This is a genomic window from Mesorhizobium sp. M0960, assembly GCF_040319055.1.
In the GTDB taxonomy this organism is placed as follows: Bacteria; Pseudomonadota; Alphaproteobacteria; order Rhizobiales; family Rhizobiaceae; genus Mesorhizobium.
On the sequence record NZ_JAMYNN010000019.1, the window covers coordinates 1 to 17,233 of the forward strand.

The following is a 17,233-nucleotide window of genomic DNA, read 5'->3' on the forward strand; positions in this document are numbered from 1 at the left end:
CGCCCCCCCCCCCCCCCCGCCCCACAATCTCCTACCCCCCGCCCGGCCCCCCCGCCCGGGGGCCCATTAAAAAAACACCCCGCCCTTCCCACCCCACACCCCCCCCGCGCCCTCCCCCCCCCCGGTTCTTCGTCGTTACCGTCCTTCGCCGTTTGCCGTCTTGGCGCGCGGGAGAAAATTTGCCCCATCGCAGAATTGACGTTTACGCAAACGTCAATATTTGTTATCTCGACCGCAACGTTGGTCCGTCTGCCATCCTCATATGCTGAGGCTGATTTCGGGGCCAAGACCGCATGGTGGAGGAAACGCATGCCGATCTACAGAGCGCCGATCCGGGACACGCTGTTCGTGCTGAACGAGGTGCTGGGCTATCAGCGCTATTCCAATCTTCCCGGATTTTCCGACGCGACGCCGGATGTGCTCGAGGCCATCCTTGCCGAGGGCGCGAAGCTCGCCGAAAACGTCATGCAGCCGCTCAACCGTGTCGGCGACGTGGAAGGTTGTGTGCGCCATGTCGACGGGTCGGTGACGACGCCAAAAGGCTTCAAGGAAGCCTTCGACCAGTATCGCGAAGGTGGCTGGATGGGGCTCGCCGCACCTGTCGAGTTGGGCGGGCAAGGCTTGCCCTATGCAGTGCATACTGCGGTTGCCGAATATATGGTGTCGGCCAATATGTCGCTGATGATGTATGCCGGACTGACGCAAGGTGCGATCGCTGCGATCATCACCCATGGCACCAAAGAGCAGAAGGCGACATGGTTGCCGAAGCTGGTCGAGGGCGCCTGGACCGGCACCATGAACCTGACCGAGCCGCACTGCGGAACCGATCTCGGCTTGCTGCGCACCAAGGCCGTTCCAAATGGCGACGGCACCTATAGGATCTCCGGCCAGAAGATATTCATCTCGGCCGGCGAGCATGACATGTCGGGAAACATCGTCCACCTCGTGCTGGCCCGTATCGAGGGCGCGCCGGATGGCGTGAAGGGCATCTCGCTGTTCATCGTGCCGAAGCTCAAGCTCGATGCATCAGGCAATCCGGGCGAGAAGAACACCGTCTCCTGTGGCTCGATCGAGGAGAAGATGGGTATCCATGGCAATTCGACCTGCGTCATGAATTACGACGACGCTGAAGGCACACTGCTCGGCGAGGCCAATGGCGGGCTGAAAGCCATGTTCACCATGATGAATGAGGCGCGGCTTGGCGTCGGCCTGCAGGGGCTCTCGCTGTCGGAAGTTGCCTACCAGAATGCGGTTTCCTACGCCAAGGATCGCCTGCAGGGCCGCTCGCTGTCGGGGCCGAAAGAACCGGACAGGAAGGCCGATCCGATCATCGTCCATCCGGACATCCGCCGCAGCCTGATGACCATGAAAGCTTTCAACGAGGCCGGTCGGGCGCTGGCGCTGTGGACGGCGATCAAGTCCGACATCGCTCACCGCTCCGGTGACGACAAGGACCGCCAGGCCGCCGACGACTACACCGGGCTGATGACGCCGGTGGTCAAGGGCGTGCTCACCGACAAGGGTTTCGATCATGCGGTAATGGCGCAGCAGGTGTTCGGAGGCCACGGCTATATAGAAGAGCACGGCATGAGCCAGTTCGTCCGCGATGCCCGCATCGCCATGATCTATGAGGGTGCCAACGGCATCCAGGCACTCGACCTCGTCGGCCGCAAGCTGGCCTTGAATGGCGGTCGCGCGGTGCAGGCGTTCTTTAGGGAAGTCGGCGAGTTCTGCGAGGAGAACCGCACCGACGAGAAGATGGCGCCCTTCACCAAGGCGCTGAAGAAGAGCCTCAACGATCTGCAGGCGGCGACGATGTGGCTGATGCAGAACGGCATGGCCAAGCCCGACAATGCCGGTGCCGCCTCGACCGACTACATGCATCTCTTCGGCCTGGTGGCGCTGGGCTATATGTGGGCGCAGATGGCCAGGGTGGCCGCAGCGAAATTGGCGAATGGCGCCGACGGCGCTTCGTCTTTCTACGACAACAAGCTGGTGACGGCGCGCTTCTTCGTGGAGCGGATCATGCCGGAGACGGCGGCGCACCTTGCCCGCATCTCCAGCGGCGCCGACACATTGATGGCGCTGCCGGCCGAAGCGTTCTAGGCTCCCCTCTTCCTCGCGAGGAGGGTGGCCGCGAAGCGGCCGGGAGAGGGCGCCACGGCAGCGCGCCAGCCTCAATTCTGGCGGCGTGCTTGGAAGGAGGATCAGAGAATAAACATGACCAGTCCCGCCGAAATCCTTGGCCTTCCAAAACCCGCCTGGGCGGCGGACGAGGTCGGCATGCTTTATGACATGGCGCACCGCTTCATGTCGGAAGAGATCGCGCCGCGTTACGACGAGTTCGAGAAGAACGAGATGGTCGACCGCGAAAGCTGGCTGAAGGCGGGTGCGGCCGGCCTGCTCTGCGCCTCGATGCCGGAGGAATATGGCGGCTCGGGCGGCAGCTTCGCGCATGAGAGCGCCATCATCGAGGCGATCGCCCATATCGGCGTCGACGGGTTCGGCATTGGCCTGCACAATTCGATCGTCGCCCCCTACATCCTCCATTACGGCTCGGACGAGCAGAAGAAGAAATGGCTGCCGAGGCTGGCGACCGGCGAACTGATCGGCGCCATCGCCATGACCGAGCCGGGTGCGGGCTCCGACCTGCAGGGCGTCAAGACGCGCGCCGAAAAGGACGGCAACCAGTACAAGCTCAACGGCTCGAAGACCTTTATCACCAACGGCCAGCTCGCTAACTTCATCATCGTCGTCACCAAGACCGATCCGCAGAAAGGTGCCAAGGGCATCTCGCTGATCGTCGTCGAGACCGACGAGGTGGAGGGCTTCGAGCGCGGCCGCAACCTCGACAAGATCGGCCTCAAGGCCAACGACACGTCGGAACTGTTCTTCAACGACGTGCGTGTGCCGACCTCGAACCTGCTTGGCAACGAGGAAGGCCAGGGCTTCGTCCAGCTGATGCAGCAATTGCCGCAGGAGCGGCTGCAGATCGGCACCACTGCTATCGCCATGGTCGAGCGGGCGCTGGCTCTTACCATCGACTACGTCAAGGAGCGCAAGGCCTTCGGCAAGGCCATCATCGAATTCCAGAACACCCAGTTCAGGCTGGCCGAATTGAAGACCGAGGCGACCATTGGGCGCGTCTTCTATAATGACTGCGTTGCCCGCCACATTAACGGCGGCCTCGACCCGGTGACGGCCTCGATGGCCAAATACTGGCTGTCAGACCTGCAGGGAAAAGTCGTCGACGAATGCCTTCAATTGCATGGCGGCTATGGCTACATGAATGAATATCCGATTGCGCGCATGTTCCGCGACGCCCGCGTCCAGCGCATCTACGGCGGAACCAACGAGATCATGAAATTGCTGATCGGGCGCTCTCTCTGAGCGACTTTCAGCAAACCCAAGGAGCAGGAAAATGGCCGAAGCTTACGTCTATGATGCCGTGCGCACGCCGCGCGGCAGGGGCAAGAAGGATGGCTCGCTGCACGAAGTGCCGGCGGTGCGGCTCGGCGCCAAGGTGCTCGAGGCGATCCGCGACCGCAACGGGCTGGACACCGGCACCGTCGACGACATCATCTTCGGCTGTGTCGATCCGGTTGGCGAGGCGGGTGCAGTCATTCCACGTGCCGCTGCTTTCGAGGCCGGCTACGACACCAAGGCGCCTGGCATGCAGATATCGCGCTTCTGCGCCTCGGGCCTCGACGCCATCAATTTCGGCGCCGCCAAGATCGCGCAAGGCGCCGACGAGATCGTGATTGCCGGTGGCGTCGAATCGATGTCGCGGGTCGGCATGGGCGCCTCCGGCGGCGCCTGGTTCATGGATCCTTCGGTCGGCCTGCCCGGCTGGTTCGTGCCGCAAGGCATATCGGCCGACCTGATCGCCACCAAATACGGGTTTTCGCGCGACGACGTCGATGCCTACGCGGTCGAAAGCCAGAAGCGTGCCGCCAAGGCGTGGGGCGAGGGCCGCTTCAAGAATTCGGTGATCTCGGTCAAGGACCAGAACGGCCTGACCATTCTCGATCACGACGAGCACATGCGGCCTTCGACCGACATGCAGTCGCTGGCCGCGCTCAACCCGTCCTTCGTCATGCCCGGCGAAATGGGCGGCTTCGACGCCGTCGCGGTGCAGAAGCATCCCGAGGTGGAAGAGGTCAACCACGTCCACCATGCCGGAAATTCGTCCGGCATCGTCGATGGCGCGGCGGCCGTGCTGCTCGGCTCGAAAAAGGCCGGAAAGACGCTCGGCCTCAAGCCGCGCGCGCGTATCCGCGCCTTTGCCAACATCGGCTCCGAACCGGTGCTGATGCTGACCGGCCCGGTCGACGTCACCGAAAAGCTGTTGAAGCGGGCGAAGATGAAGCTGTCGGACATCGACCTGTTCGAGCTCAACGAGGCCTTCGCTTCGGTGGTGCTGCGCTACATGCAGAATTTCGAGATTCCGCATGACCGGATCAACGTCAATGGCGGCGCCATCGCCATGGGCCATCCGCTCGGCGCCACCGGTGCGATGATCTTCGGTACGGTGCTGGACGAATTGGAACGCCGCGACCTGAACACCGCGCTGGTGACGCTTTGCATCGGCGCCGGCATGGGCACCGCAACGATCATCGAACGCGTCTGACGGAGAGAGATGATGAGCTACAGCAATTTCACCCTCGACATCGACGCCGACGGCATTGCGCTGGTCACCTGGGACATGCCGGACCGTTCGATGAACGTCTTCACCCAAGAGGTGATGCTCGAACTGAACGCCATCGTCGACAAGGTGGCGAACGACGCTGCGATCAAGGGGGCGGTGATCACTTCTGGCAAGGATACGTTCTCGGGCGGCGCCGACATCACCATGCTGCAGAAGATGCTGGCGACCTTCGCCGCCGACAAGGCAAAGGACCCAGAGAAGGCGACCAAGGCGCTGTTCGACAATGCGGGCTATATGAACGGCCTGTTCCGTAAGCTGGAAACCTCGGGCAAGCCTTGGGTTTCGGCGATCAACGGCACCTGCATGGGCGGCGCGTTCGAATTGTCGCTCGCCTGCCATGGCCGTGTCGCAGCCGATTCCGACAAGGTGAGGATGGCACTTCCCGAAGTGAAGATCGGCATTTTTCCCGGCGCCGGGGGAACCCAGCGCGTGCCGCGACTGACCGACCAGCAGCAGGCGCTGCAAATGCTGACCTCCGGCCAGACGTTGTCGCCGCAGAGGGCCAAGTCGATGGGCCTGATCCATGAGATTGCCGAGCCGGACAAGCTGGTCGAAACCGCCAAGGCGATGATCAGGAACGGCTTGAAACCGGTGGCGCCTTGGGACGAAAAAGGCTTCAAGCTGCCCGGCGCTCCGATCTATTCGGTGGCCGGTGCCAATCTGTGGCCGCCGGCCATCGCCATCCTGCGCCGCGAGACCTATAGCAACTATCCCGCCGCTGCCGCCATCCTGAAATGCGTTTACGAGGGCTTGCTGGTGCCGTTCGACACCGCCTTGCGGATCGAGCAGCGCTATTTCACCGAGATCATGCAGACCAGGGAAGCGGCAGCGATGATCCGCTCGTTGTTCGTGTCGCTCCAGGAACTGAACAAGGGCGCGCGCCGCCCGGCCGGTGTGCCGGAAATGAGGTTCAAGAAGATCGGCGTGCTCGGCGCCGGCTTCATGGGCGCCGGCATTGCCTATGTGACGGCTAAGGCCGGCATTCCGGTGGTGCTGCTCGACCGTGACATGGAGTCTGCCGCCAAGGGCAAGGCGCATTCCGACAACCTTATCTCGGATCAGGTGAAGAAGGGCCGTGCCAAGCCACAGGACAAGGACCAGTTGCTGACGCTGATCACGCCGACGGCCGATTACGCCGATCTCGCCGGCTGCGATCTTGTCGTCGAGGCGGTATTCGAGGATTCGGCCGTAAAGAAGGGCGCCACCGAACAGGCCGAGGCTGTGCTCAAGCCTTCGGCGACCTTCGCCTCGAATACGTCCACCATACCGATTACATCGCTGGCCAGGAATTCGGCGCGGCCAAAGAATTTCATCGGCATCCACTTCTTCTCGCCGGTCGACAAGATGATGCTGGTCGAGATCATCCTCGGCAAGAAGACCGGCGACAAAGCGCTGGCCACCGCGATCGACTTTGTCCGCGCCATCAAGAAAACCCCGATTGTCGTCAACGATTCGCGCGGTTTCTATGTCAATCGCTGCGTACTGCGCTACATGTCGGAAGCCTACAAGATGCTGATCGAAGGTGTTCCGGCGCCGATGATCGAGAATGCGGCCAAAGCCGCCGGCATGCCGGTCGGTCCTCTGGCGTTGACCGACGAGACCGCGATCGACCTTGCCCAGAAGATCATGAAGCAGACGATGCGCGATCTCGGCGACAAGGCGGTCGACCCGAAGCAGATGGCGCTGATCAGCACGATGGTCGACACACACGGTCGCTTGGGTCGCAAGAACAGCAAGGGCTTCTACGACTATCCGGCAAAACCTGCCAAGAAGAAGCTGTGGCCAGGCCTCAGGGACCTCTACCCGCAACTGGCGCCGGAGAGGGTCGATTATGAGGAGCTGAAGCAGCGGCTGCTGGTCACCATCGCGCTTGAGGCGGCACGGGTGATGGAGGAGGGCATCGTTACCGATCCACGCGAGGCCGATGTCGGCTCGATCCTGGCCTTCGGCTTCGCGCCCTACACAGGCGGTGCACTGTCCTACATCGACGGCATCGGCGCGAAGAAATTCGTCAAGATCGCCAAGCGCCTGCAGAAGAAATACGGCGCCGAGTTCAGGGCGCCGAAGCTGCTGCTCGACATGGCCGAGAAGGGCGAGACCTTCTATGAGCGTTTCGATCCCTATGACAGGAACGAGGCCAAGGAGGCAGCGTGACGCCGTCTTCGGCGGTGGACAAGATGGCGGCCAAGAGGTAGAACAGGGAAGGTATTTTTTCCTGTTTCGAAGGAGAGCAAGGTGCTCTCGCATGACCGCGTTTGGGCCGCTATCGACGCTCTCGCCGAGCGTTATTCGCTTTCGGCCTCCGGGCTGGCCAGGCGCGCTGGCCTCGACTCGACGGCCTTCAACAAATCGAAGCGGCTGTCCTCGGATGGGCGGCCGCGCTGGCCGTCGACCGAATCGCTGGCCAAGATCATCGAGGCGACCGGCGCCTCGCTGGATGAATTTGCGGGGCTGGTCGAAGGCCGGGGTAATTCCGGCGCACTGCCCGTGCAGAAATCGTCGGTGCCGCTGCTCGGCTTCGCCCAGGCGGGCGCCGGTGGCTTCTTCGACGACGCCGGGTTTCCGGCGGGGCAGGGATGGGACCTGATCGAGCTGCCGGCACGGGCAACCGAAACCTCCTATGCGTTGAAGGTCCAGGGCGATTCCATGCTGCCGCTTTACCGCAATGGCGATGTCCTGATCGTCGAGCCGGGGGCTATCATACGAAAGGGCGATCGCGTCGTCGTCAAGACCAATGCCGGCGAGGTGATGGCCAAGGTGCTCGACCGTCAGACACCGAAGTCGATCGCGCTGGTCTCCCTCAATCCCGATCATCCGGACCGCGACATCCCCATGCGTGATGTCGAATGGGTGGCACGGATTGTCTGGGCAAGCCAGTAGGCGCGGGGCCGGTGCGTCTGCCTCACCTTGCCTTGGCCGTTCTGGCGATTCCGGCGATGGCCACGGCAATTGTCGCTGGCGGCCGCGCCGTCCAGAACCAAAGCGGCGGCCCTGGCGAGCAAATTCAGGTCAGCGCTGAACCCCAGCCCGCCGCGCCGGCTACGTCGGCCATCTCGAAACCAGAGGCGGCCAAGCAGGCTACGCATTCAAGGGCAATCGATCCGGAAATCGTGGTGCCGCCGCAGCTCGGTTCCGACGAGCTTGAACGGATTGAGCCGCGCGCACCGTTGAGCGATCTGGCATTGGCCGGACTGCCCAGGCCGCCAAAAACGAAAATGCCTGACGACTGGAAAGGCACGAAACTGTTCCAGCCGGTCGCGCCGGCCGCCGGGGTCATCGAGGCAAAGGGCTATTCGATTGCGGTTTCCGGCATCGACATCGTCAAGCAGGACGAGACTTGCACCGACGGCGGCAAGTCTTGGAGTTGCGGCATCCGGGCGCGAACTGCCTTCCGCGCTTTTCTGCGCGGTCGTGCGGTGGTCTGTGCCGTGCCGCCCGAAGGCGGCCGTGACCTGATCGCCGCCGAGTGCCGGATCGGCAATCAGGATATCGGCCAATGGTTGGTCGAAAACGGCTGGGCGCGCGCCGCCAAGGGCGGCGCTTACATAGAAGCCGGCGAGAAGGCGCGTGCAGCGAAAAAGGGCGTCTTCGGGCCGGCGCCGAGCGTCTCAGGCCTGCCGCCGCTCCCGGCTGCGTCGCGATCCGCGCCTGTGGCGCCGGGCTCGATCCTGGAGGAGCAGGACGGCGTCCTCAAGCCGCCAGCTGACCAGCAAGCGCCCGTCGAATGAGCTCACGCGTTTCGGCAATGCCGTAGAGTGCGGCGAAGGAACCGAAGCGCGGCCCGCGTTCCTGACCTATCAGCACCTGATAAATCATCTGGAAGAAGGCGACGGAGACGCCGGGTCCACCCTCAGGGCTCTGCTTGGAACGATCCTGGTAGCGCTCGATCTTGCGCGCGACATTGAGGGCGGCGTTCTGGATCGCCTCGCCGGCGGCGTCAGCGGGCAGCGCGGCGAGCGCTTCCGAAAGTTTGGTCAGCGCCTCGCGCTCGACCGCGTCGGCGGCACGGTACACCTTAGCCGGCTTCACGAAATCGTCGAAATAGCGGATCGCATATTCGGTCAGCCGGTCGAGTTCGGGGTGAGTTGCCGGCGTCACACCCGGTGCGTGGCGCGAAATGAAGCCCCACAGCACGTCCCTGTTCTGCGCATTCGAGGCGCTGACCAGGTTGAGCAGCAGCGCGAACGACACCGGCAGGTCGCTGATAGGCGGATTGCCGTCATGCATGTGCCAGACCGGATTGCCCAGCCGTTCTTTCCAATCCTGCTTCTGATAAGCAGAGAGGAACGTGTAATATTCGTCTACCGCCTTCGGGATGACGTCGAAATAAAGCTTCTTCGCGGTTCGCGGGCGCTGGAACATATAAAGGCTAAGGCTCTCGGTCGGCGCATAAGTCAGCCACTCGTCGATGGTTAGCCCATTGCCCTTCGACTTCGAGATCTTCTGGCCGTGCTCGTCGAGGAACAGCTCATAATTGAAGCCCTCCGGCGCTGGAGCATCGAGCGCACGGCAAATCTGCCCGGCGAGCTTGACGGAATCGATCAGATCCTTGCCGGACATCTCGTAATCGACGCCGAGTGCTGCCCAGCGCATCGCCCAGTCTGGCTTCCATTGCAGCTTGGCATGACCGCCGGTCACCGGCGTCTCGAAGCGCTCGCCGGTGTCCGGGTCGCGCCACACGATGGTGCCGGCGTCGAGCTTGCGCTCATCGATCGCGACTTGCATGACGATGCCGGTCTTGGGATGGATCGGCAGGAAGGGCGAATAGCTCTGCGCCCGCTCTTCACGCAGCGACGGCAGCATAATTGCCATCACCTTATCGAAGCGCTCGAGCATCTTGAGCAGCGTCGCGTCGAAGCGGCCGGAAGTATAATAGTCGGTCGAGGAAGCGAATTCGTAATCGAAGCCGAAACGGTCGAGGAAGGCGCGCAACCGTGCGTTATTGGCGGCGCCGAAGGACGGATACTCATTGGAGAAAGGGTCCGGTATCCTGGTCAGCGGCTTGCCGAGATACGCGCGCAGCATGTCCTTGTTAGGCACATTGTCCGGCACCTTGCGCAATCCGTCCATGTCATCGGAGAAGCACAGCAGCCGCGTCTTGACCTTGTCTTCGGTCAGCACGCGGAAGGCGTGGCGCACCATAGATGTGCGCGCCACCTCGCCGAAAGTGCCGATATGCGGCAGCCCCGACGGGCCGTAGCCGGTCTCGAACAGCACCGTTTCCGGGTAGCCGCTGCTCGCGTAGCGGGCGACGATCTTTTTCGCTTCCTCGAACGGCCACGCCTTGCTTTCGGCGGCGGCGGTGAGGACTTCCGGGCTGAGATCGATCGGCTGTTGTCCGGCCATGATGCTATTTCCTGCAGCTTTGCCGGCATCCGTGCCGGCAGCCGCATGCTCTAGACTATGATCCCGAAAAGTGGAACCCGGTTTCCGGGCAGGACTGTGATCAGGCAAGAAGATATGAGCCCCGTCCCATTTAATCGGTATGGATCAGGCTTCAGGGCCTGACCGGAGCGTCAACGATCGCGGCTCTTTTTCCTTGCGGCGCCGGTCCCTCGTTCCTAACTTCGGGACCCGTCTCAAGGAGTTGTAAATGCCATTGTCGCCACACGAAGCCATGATCTACCTGATGGTCATCACCTCGGCGTCAGACCGCGACATGACCGATGTCGAACTGGCGCGGATCGGCGACGTCGTTCGATCCTGGCCGGTGTTTGAGGATTTCAATCAGGAGCGGCTGGTCGAGGTCGCCCAGGCCTGCCAGAAAATGCTGCAAGAAAAGGACGGGCTGGAGGGCGTCCTGGCGCGCGTCGCCGAGGCGCTGCCCGACCGCCTGCGTGACACCGCCTATGCCGCTGCCTTCGAGGTCGCGGCCGTCGATCTCGAAATGCGACTGGAGGAGGTGCGCGTGCTGCAGCTCGTCCGCCGGGAACTCGACCTCGATGCGCTGACGGTTGCCGCCATCGCGCGAGCCGCCAAGGCCCGCCTTCGCACGCTGACCTGAGCCAGCAGCCAAGCTCAGAAAAAGCTGACCGGAAAATAGCGCAGATAGAACTCGGCGAACGTGCCTTTCACCGAAATTTCCTGCAGCGCATAGTCGAAAGCGGCGGCCAGGGCCGGATCGTCGGCCCTGGTGGCGATCGCCATGCCCGAGCCGAGATATTCGGGCGCCAGATAGGGGCCGCCGGCAAAGCGGCAGCAGCCCGCCGCATCCGAACCGCCGAGCCAGAACGCAAAACGCATGCCATCGCCGAAGGCGGCGTCGATCTTGCCGGCTTTCAGCTCGCCATAAAGCTCCTCCGGCTTTGCGAAGGGGACGATTTGGACGTCGCCGAAATAATCGCGCAGCATCCGCTCATGCCCGGAGCCGGCGATCACGCCGACACGCTTGCTGCGCAGCTTGTCGAACATTGGTTCCGTCAGCGCCTGTGTCTTCGGCACGACGAAGCGTGCCGGAAATTGCAGGTAGGAGCGTGAAAACGCGTATTTCGACCGCGATTCCGGCGTGGCGGCGATTCCGGCAATGATCGCTTCGCCTTCGCCTTTCCGCAGCGCGCCTTCGAGCTCGGCCCAGGGCAGCGCCTGGATCTGGCATTTTTCGGCAATGCCGAGCTCGGCGCAGATGGCGCGCGCCAGGTCCACATGGAAGCCGGACAGTCGGCCTGCCCCGTCGAGAAAGTTGAAGGGCGGGAAATCGGTGGTGGTCAGGAATCGCAGCCGCGGCAGCATCGAAAGGTCCGGCTTTGGCAGCCGCACCTTGGCGTCCCAAAACACCGGCACCTGCGGCTCCGCAGCGCGCGCAGCACCCGCAAGCGATTGCACTCCGATCAGCATCGAGATCAATGAAATGGATATGCACCGAAACGCCACGCGACGACTCCGTCCAGTCTTGCCCCGGCTTTCGTACGAAATAACACAGGTTCTTGTACGAAAATAACTCAGGCACAACGGTTTTTGGTTTCATCATGGCAATTTAGGGATATTGTTTAGTGAGTTTGCAAGTGACTGTATGATGCCGGCTCAAGAGGAGCGGTGGGGCGTACAGAGGGAGCAGCTTTGCAGTCCGGGGTTGATGGCGTAGTGCGGGTTGATCACTGCCATTGGTCTCAAGTGCGGAAGGCAACATGGGGTAGATGTTGCGATGGGTCATTTCGATCGTACCCTGGAGTTGATAGATCAGTTGCAGCACGCCGGCACAGCGGCCGCCGTCTGCGAAAAGCTGCTGGGGGTAACAAGCGGGTTCGGGCTGACGGCGCTGATGGCCGGGACGGTTCCGCAACCTGGAACGCCGAGAAATCAGCAAAAGAACCATGTGCTGCTTTGCGACTGGCCGGCTGAATGGCTTGAGCGCTACGTCGCGCGCAACTACGTCGATCACGATCCCGTCGTCAGCCACATGAAGCAGCTTCAGGCGCCGTTCCAGTGGCGGGAAGCGTCTCAGGGCATCCGCATCGGCAAGAGCGGCGGCGAGGTGATGGGCGACGCCGGTGAATTCAAGCTGCGCGACGGGTTGGCCTTCCCGCTGATCACGCTCGATGGCCAGATCGTCATGGTGTCGCTGGGCGGCGAGGCTGTCGAATTGTCGGGCGCCGAGTTCGGGTTGGTCTCGTTGGTCTCGACTTATGCGATTGGCCGCGCCATGCAGCTCCACACCATGGCGGGCAAAACCATCGACCATGTCGAATTGACGCCGCGTGAGCGCGAATGCCTGCAATGGGCCGCCGTTGGCAAGTCCGAATGGGAGATTTCCCAAATTCTCGGCATTTCGGAACACACGTCAGAGAAACACCTTCTTAACGCCAAAAGCAAACTCGGTGCCGTCAACCGGGTCCAAGCCGTCGCGGAAGCGATAAGGCGCGGCTATATTAACTAGGTCGGCCGCGCCGGCCTAGAAATTCTTGCCTACGTGATCGCGTAATTTTCTCGGGGGAGCACGGCCGTATTTTCCTATTGAACCTAGGAGACGGCAAATGCTTTTTTCCCTCACCACCCAGGAATTGATGGAACGCCCAGGCCTTTGGGAGGCAGTTCATCGGTTGCGTTACAAGATTTTCGTCGAGGAGATGGGATGGACCGATCTGCAGCGCCCCGATGGCCTCGAGATCGATCAATTCGACCACGACGAGGCAGTGCACCAGATCGTCATCCGCAATGGCGAGCTCGCCGGTTACCAGCGTATGTTGCCGACGACCCGGGCACATCTTCTAACCGATGTGCTGGCGGACCTTTATGAGGGAACCCCACCGTCGGGGCCGAATGTCTATGAACTGACCCGCTATGCGGTTGCGCCGGGATTCCGCGACGGCCGGCGCGGCGTGTCGACGGTGGGCAGCGAACTGATCGCCGGCTTCGTCGAGTGGGGTCTGAAGCGCAACGTCAACCAGGTGATCATCGAATTCGAGCCGATGTGGGTGCTTCGCGCGCTGCAACTGCATTTCCTGGCAACGCCGCTCGGCTATCAGCGGACCTATGGCAACCAGCAGGTCGTTGCCACACTGCTCACCTTCAACGAGCACACGCTCGACGTGGTGCGATCGCGCCGCAATCACTTTGCGCCGGTGCTGGCCAGAGGGTACCCGGACATGCTCGGACAGAGACGCGCCTCGTAAGATTGGAGAGGGCCATGAACGTTCACTCAAAAACAGAATTCCGCAATCACACGCTGATCGTCACCGTATCGTCGGGTGACGGCCGCCCGGTGCTGGACAGGCGGGCCTACGAAAGCCTGGCCAGGACATTCCATGAAGCCGCTGTCGATGACGACGTCCGCGTCGTGGTCCTGCGCGGCCTGGCCGGGTGCTTTTGCCTCGGTGCTGATTTCTCCGAATTTCTCGATGCCACCAAACATCGGCGATTGATCGCCGCCGTCACCGATATGTTCCGCACGCTGGCGACGTTCCCGAAACCGGTGCTTGCCTGTGTCGACGGCGACGCCGTCGGCGTCGGCTGCACCATTCTGTTCCACTGCGACATGGTGATCGCCTCGAGCAAGAGCACGTTCCGGGTGCCGTTCGTCGATTTCGGCCTGGTGCCGGACGCGGCGACCAGCATCCTGGCGCCGCAGAAGCTCGGCTATGCCGGTGCGTTCCGCTTCTTCTGCCTCGGCGACACGCTCGCCGCCGAAGATGCCAGGCAGCTCGGCCTTGTCGGCGAGATCGTGACGGACGTCAGTGTCGAGGAAGCCACGTTGGCCAGAGCCAGGCAGCTCGCCAAGAAGCCAGTCGCGGCACTGCTGCAGACGCGCGACCTGCTTAGGGGGGACACCGGCGCGCTCTGCGACCGCATCGATCAGGAGATCTCGCTTTTCCAGCAGGCGCTGCAGGACGACACCACGCTGAAGCGGCTGCAGCGGATTGCCCGGATGGCGGCATGAGAGCCGTGAATCGATGAGGTGAGCTTATTTTTCGAGGAAAGTCGGCCCTTCGCCGATGATCTTCTTGTCCTCCTTGCCGATGACGTCGAGGTCACGGCCGTCATAGGGAAGTGACAGGAGAATGCGCTGCATGACCGCCAGCCGTGCGCGCCGTTTGTCGTTCGCCCGCACAATGATCCAGGGCGCGAACTCCTTGTGCGTGCGTTCGACCATCAGGTCGCGCGCCTTGGTGTAGTCGTCCCATTTGGTGATGCCGGCGATGTCGATCGGCGAAAACTTCCAGCTCTTCAGCGGGCTCCAGCGACGGTCATGGAATCGCTCAAGCTGCGTTTCCCTGCCGATGTTCAGCCAGAATTTGAAGAAATAGATGCCCTCGTTGCGGATCATCCGCTCGAAATGCCGAACCTCGTCCAGAAATTGCTCGTGCTGCGCGGGCGTGCAGAATCCCATCACCGGTTCAACGCCGGCGCGGTTGTACCAGGAGCGGTCAAAGGTGACGAATTCGCCCGACGTCGGGAAGTGGTCGACGTAGCGCTGGAAGTACCATTGTCCAAGCTCAGTGGCTGTTGGCTTGGTCAGCGCCACGTTGCGCGCCGTCCGAGGGTTCAGATACTGGCGCAAAACGAAGATCGTGCCGCCCTTGCCGGCGGCGTCGCGTCCCTCGAACAGCGACATCACCCGCTTGCCCGTCGACTGTAGCCACGCCTGCGCCTTGACCAGCTCGATCTGCAGCTGCTCGAGCCTCTCGTCATACCCCTCGCTCTTCATCTTCTTGTCGTAGGGATAGCCGCCGGCGGTCAGCTTGCGGTCCTCGACCCAGTCCGGAAGAGTGGGGGCCTCGATGTCGAACTCCCGCTCCTTGCCGTCGATCATGATCTTCAACGGCCCCGACGAACCTGTTGCGGGGCCTTCCTTGGCGTTTTTCATCGAGACGAACCTTTCCAGCTTCCGGACTCATGCTATTGGGAGCCTCCATGCCGGTCCAGCAGGAAGTTCTTGAGGTGGCCGCAGACGGAGCGCAGGCGACGGAGCGCAAATGGCCGACATCGGCACAGAGCGGAAAGGCAGGGCGCAAGCCGTCGCCATGCGGCTGTGGAACAGCCGCTGGCTGCTGGCGGCCGGCTTCGTTGCAGTTCTGATGGTCTATGGTTTTGCCGGCATATCCGGCTATGTGGTGCTGCTGGCAGGCGCCGTGCTGGTTGCCGCTGCGATGCTGCCGGCCGGCGTCGCGCATCAATCGACCGAAAATGCCGCGGCCATCGAGGCGAGCGGCCTGCAACGGCTTTCCGGCGAATATCTCGCGGCGGCGGTTGCCGATCCGCTGATCATTTTCGATCGCTCCGCCGCCATCGTCCATGCCAACGCCGCCGCCTTTGCAGCCTTTGGTGGGATTGCCCCCGGCGTATCGCTGTCGCTGAAATTCCGCGCGCCGGAAATGCAGGCCTTGCTGGATAATATCTTGTCGGGCAACGTCGCTTCGGACAGCGTCGACTACATCGAGAAGCTGCCGGTCGAACGAGCTTATCGGGTGAGCGCGTCTTCTGTCGGCCACGCCACGGATCTCTACGTGCTGGTGTTCAAGGACCAGAGCGAGGCGCGCCGGATCGACAGAATGCGCGCCGACTTCATTGCCAATGCCAGCCACGAGTTGCGCACGCCTCTCGCCTCGATCGCTGGCTTCATCGAGACGCTGCGCGGGCCGGCCCGCAACGACCCCGCGGCACGCGAGCAGTTCCTGCAGATCATGCAGAACCAGACCAGCCGCATGGCGCGCCTCATCGACGACCTTCTGTCGCTGTCACGCCTGGAGATGAAGCCCTATCTCAAGCCGGGAACCGAGGTCGATCTGCGCCAGGCCATCGACAGCGTCATCGATTCGCTTGGGCCGCTGGCCAAGGAAAGCGGCGTCGTCATCGAGCGGGATTTCGCGCAAGGGCCGCTCGACGTGCCCGGCGATCGCGACGAGCTTTTCCAGGTTTTTGAAAACCTGCTAGAAAACGCCTGCAAATACGGTCAGTCCGGTGGACGCGTCGTGGTGTCGATCACGCGCGGCGACAGCGATCCCGAGCCGGGCATCGACGTCACCATCAGGGATTTCGGCCCCGGCATCCCCGAAGAACATATCCCGCGCATCACCGAGCGCTTCTACCGCGTCGATGTCGAGAACAGCCGGACCCAAAAGGGCACCGGCCTTGGCCTGTCCATCGTCAAGCATATCCTAACCCGCCACAACGCCAGACTCTCCATCAGGTCGGAGGTCGGCAAGGGCGCGGCGTTCACGGTCCATTTGCCGGCTCGCTGACGCCGTACTATCTACCACATGATGGGCCGTTTCTTTTTTCTGTCATCCGGCTAGCGTATCAGCGGGGATTCGAGCGAACGACTCAACCAGAAGATCCGGGAAGGCATTCGTCCATGCAGTCCGTGCACATCGTCAGCGCCTATGACGAGGAGCTGAAATATCTGTCGAAGCGCATCGCGGCGATGGGCGGGCATGCCGAGCGCATGGTCGAGCAGGCAGTAGCGGCGCTGGTCAATGCGAATCCGGGGCTCGCCCAGAAAGTCATTCGAGACGACCTGGTTCTGGATGAGGGGCAGCGTGAGATCGACGACAAGGCGATCATCATCATCGCCAAGCGCCAGCCGATGGCGACGGATCTGCGCGAGATCGTCGGCGCGATCCGCATCTCGGCGGACCTCGAACGGGTGGGCGACCTCGGCAAGAACATCGCCAAGCGGGTGGTTGCCGTCGCCGACGGGCGCCAGCCGAACAGCCTGTTCCGCGGCCTCGAGGCTTTGGCCAATCTGGCACTGACCCAGCTCAAGGAAGTGCTCGACGTCTACGCGTCGCGGTCGGTGGAGAAAATCGGTTTCGTGCGCGACCGCGACGACCAGATCGATGCCATGTACACCTCGCTGTTTCGCGAGTTGTTGACCTACATGATGGAAGACCCACGCAACATCACGCCCTGCACGCATCTCCTGTTTTGCGCCAAGAACATCGAGCGCATCGGCGACCACGCCACCAACATCGCCGAGACGATCTACTATATCGTCACCGGCGATCAGATGCCGGCCGATCGCCCGAAGGGCGACAAGACGGATAAGATAATTCTTCCCGCAACGCTGCCTGCGAAGTGAGTTCTCGAAAC

At 62.3% G+C, this 17,233-nt stretch carries 15 protein-coding genes; 12 read left to right on the plus strand and 3 right to left on the minus strand.

Going from position 1 to position 17,233, the window contains the following annotated elements:
- The first annotated feature begins 309 nt into the window (after positions 1–309).
- From NKH63_RS25585 to NKH63_RS25610, 6 genes are all read left to right on the plus strand, one after another.
- Positions 310–2,106 carry an acyl-CoA dehydrogenase gene (locus NKH63_RS25585; protein ID WP_352919150.1) on the plus strand — a complete coding sequence of 599 codons (1,797 nt, stop codon included), beginning with the start codon at positions 310–312 and terminating at the stop codon, positions 2,104–2,106.
- Between the two features lie 114 nt (positions 2,107–2,220).
- The gene (locus NKH63_RS25590; protein WP_352919153.1) at positions 2,221–3,390 is read left to right on the plus strand and encodes an acyl-CoA dehydrogenase family protein; all 1,170 of its coding nucleotides are present in this window, start codon (positions 2,221–2,223) and stop codon (positions 3,388–3,390) included.
- A 31-nt stretch (positions 3,391–3,421) separates the two neighbouring features.
- Positions 3,422–4,630: an acetyl-CoA C-acetyltransferase gene (locus NKH63_RS25595; protein ID WP_023719510.1), complete on the plus strand. Its 1,209-nt coding sequence runs from the start codon at positions 3,422–3,424 to the stop codon at positions 4,628–4,630.
- Between the two features lie 12 nt (positions 4,631–4,642).
- Complete coding sequence (locus tag NKH63_RS25600; RefSeq protein ID WP_352919156.1) at positions 4,643–6,862, plus strand: 3-hydroxyacyl-CoA dehydrogenase NAD-binding domain-containing protein; 2,220 nt, start codon at positions 4,643–4,645, stop codon at positions 6,860–6,862.
- A gap of 81 nt (positions 6,863–6,943) precedes the next feature.
- Positions 6,944–7,588, plus strand: coding sequence for a S24 family peptidase (locus tag NKH63_RS25605; protein WP_023719508.1), 645 nt, complete (start codon positions 6,944–6,946; stop codon positions 7,586–7,588).
- A gap of 11 nt (positions 7,589–7,599) precedes the next feature.
- Positions 7,600–8,436 (plus strand): thermonuclease family protein, encoded by an 837-nt coding sequence (locus NKH63_RS25610; protein ID WP_352493783.1) that lies wholly within the window; start codon positions 7,600–7,602, stop codon positions 8,434–8,436.
- On the opposite strand, the gene NKH63_RS25615 is transcribed toward NKH63_RS25610, so the two are convergent.
- The gene (locus NKH63_RS25615; protein WP_352919159.1) at positions 8,399–10,054 is read right to left on the minus strand and encodes a lysine--tRNA ligase; all 1,656 of its coding nucleotides are present in this window, start codon (positions 10,052–10,054) and stop codon (positions 8,399–8,401) included. The two genes, NKH63_RS25610 and NKH63_RS25615, sit on opposite strands and share 38 nt — an antisense overlap.
- A 247-nt stretch (positions 10,055–10,301) precedes the next feature.
- On the opposite strand from NKH63_RS25615, the gene NKH63_RS25620 reads away from it, so the two are divergent.
- A complete protein-coding gene (locus tag NKH63_RS25620) occupies positions 10,302–10,712 on the plus strand; it encodes a tellurite resistance TerB family protein (RefSeq protein ID WP_023719505.1) in 411 nt (136 codons plus the stop codon).
- Between the two features lie 14 nt (positions 10,713–10,726).
- Here NKH63_RS25620 and NKH63_RS25625 read toward each other — a convergent pair whose 3' ends face one another.
- On the minus strand, positions 10,727–11,578 hold the full coding sequence (locus NKH63_RS25625; RefSeq protein WP_352482486.1) for an ABC transporter substrate-binding protein: 852 nt from the start codon (positions 11,576–11,578) through the stop codon (positions 10,727–10,729).
- Positions 11,579–11,849: 271 nt separating this feature from the next.
- Here NKH63_RS25625 and NKH63_RS25630 point away from each other — a divergent pair, with 271 nt between their 5' ends.
- The 3 genes from NKH63_RS25630 to NKH63_RS25640 all read left to right on the plus strand — a co-directional run bounded on the left by NKH63_RS25630 (position 11,850) and on the right by NKH63_RS25640 (position 14,081).
- Entirely contained in the window at positions 11,850–12,581 is a 732-nt protein-coding gene (locus NKH63_RS25630) for a helix-turn-helix transcriptional regulator (protein ID WP_023719503.1), read from the plus strand.
- 97 nt (positions 12,582–12,678) lie between these two features.
- Positions 12,679–13,317 (plus strand): acyl-homoserine-lactone synthase, encoded by a 639-nt coding sequence (locus tag NKH63_RS25635; protein WP_352919161.1) that lies wholly within the window; start codon positions 12,679–12,681, stop codon positions 13,315–13,317.
- A 14-nt stretch (positions 13,318–13,331) separates the two neighbouring features.
- Positions 13,332–14,081: an enoyl-CoA hydratase-related protein gene (locus NKH63_RS25640; RefSeq protein ID WP_023719501.1), complete on the plus strand. Its 750-nt coding sequence runs from the start codon at positions 13,332–13,334 to the stop codon at positions 14,079–14,081.
- A gap of 24 nt (positions 14,082–14,105) precedes the next feature.
- Here NKH63_RS25640 and ppk2 read toward each other — a convergent pair whose 3' ends face one another.
- Positions 14,106–15,008, minus strand: coding sequence for a polyphosphate kinase 2 (ppk2, locus tag NKH63_RS25645; RefSeq protein WP_352919163.1), 903 nt, complete (start codon positions 15,006–15,008; stop codon positions 14,106–14,108).
- Positions 15,009–15,117: 109 nt separating this feature from the next.
- Here ppk2 and NKH63_RS25650 point away from each other — a divergent pair, with 109 nt between their 5' ends.
- Both NKH63_RS25650 and phoU read left to right on the plus strand, forming a co-directional pair.
- Positions 15,118–16,383, plus strand: a complete 1,266-nt coding sequence (locus tag NKH63_RS25650; protein WP_352919166.1) for an ATP-binding protein — start codon at positions 15,118–15,120, stop codon at positions 16,381–16,383.
- 113 nt (positions 16,384–16,496) lie between these two features.
- On the plus strand, positions 16,497–17,222 hold the full coding sequence (gene phoU, locus NKH63_RS25655; protein ID WP_023719498.1) for a phosphate signaling complex protein PhoU: 726 nt from the start codon (positions 16,497–16,499) through the stop codon (positions 17,220–17,222).
- Positions 17,223–17,233: the final 11 nt, after the last annotated feature.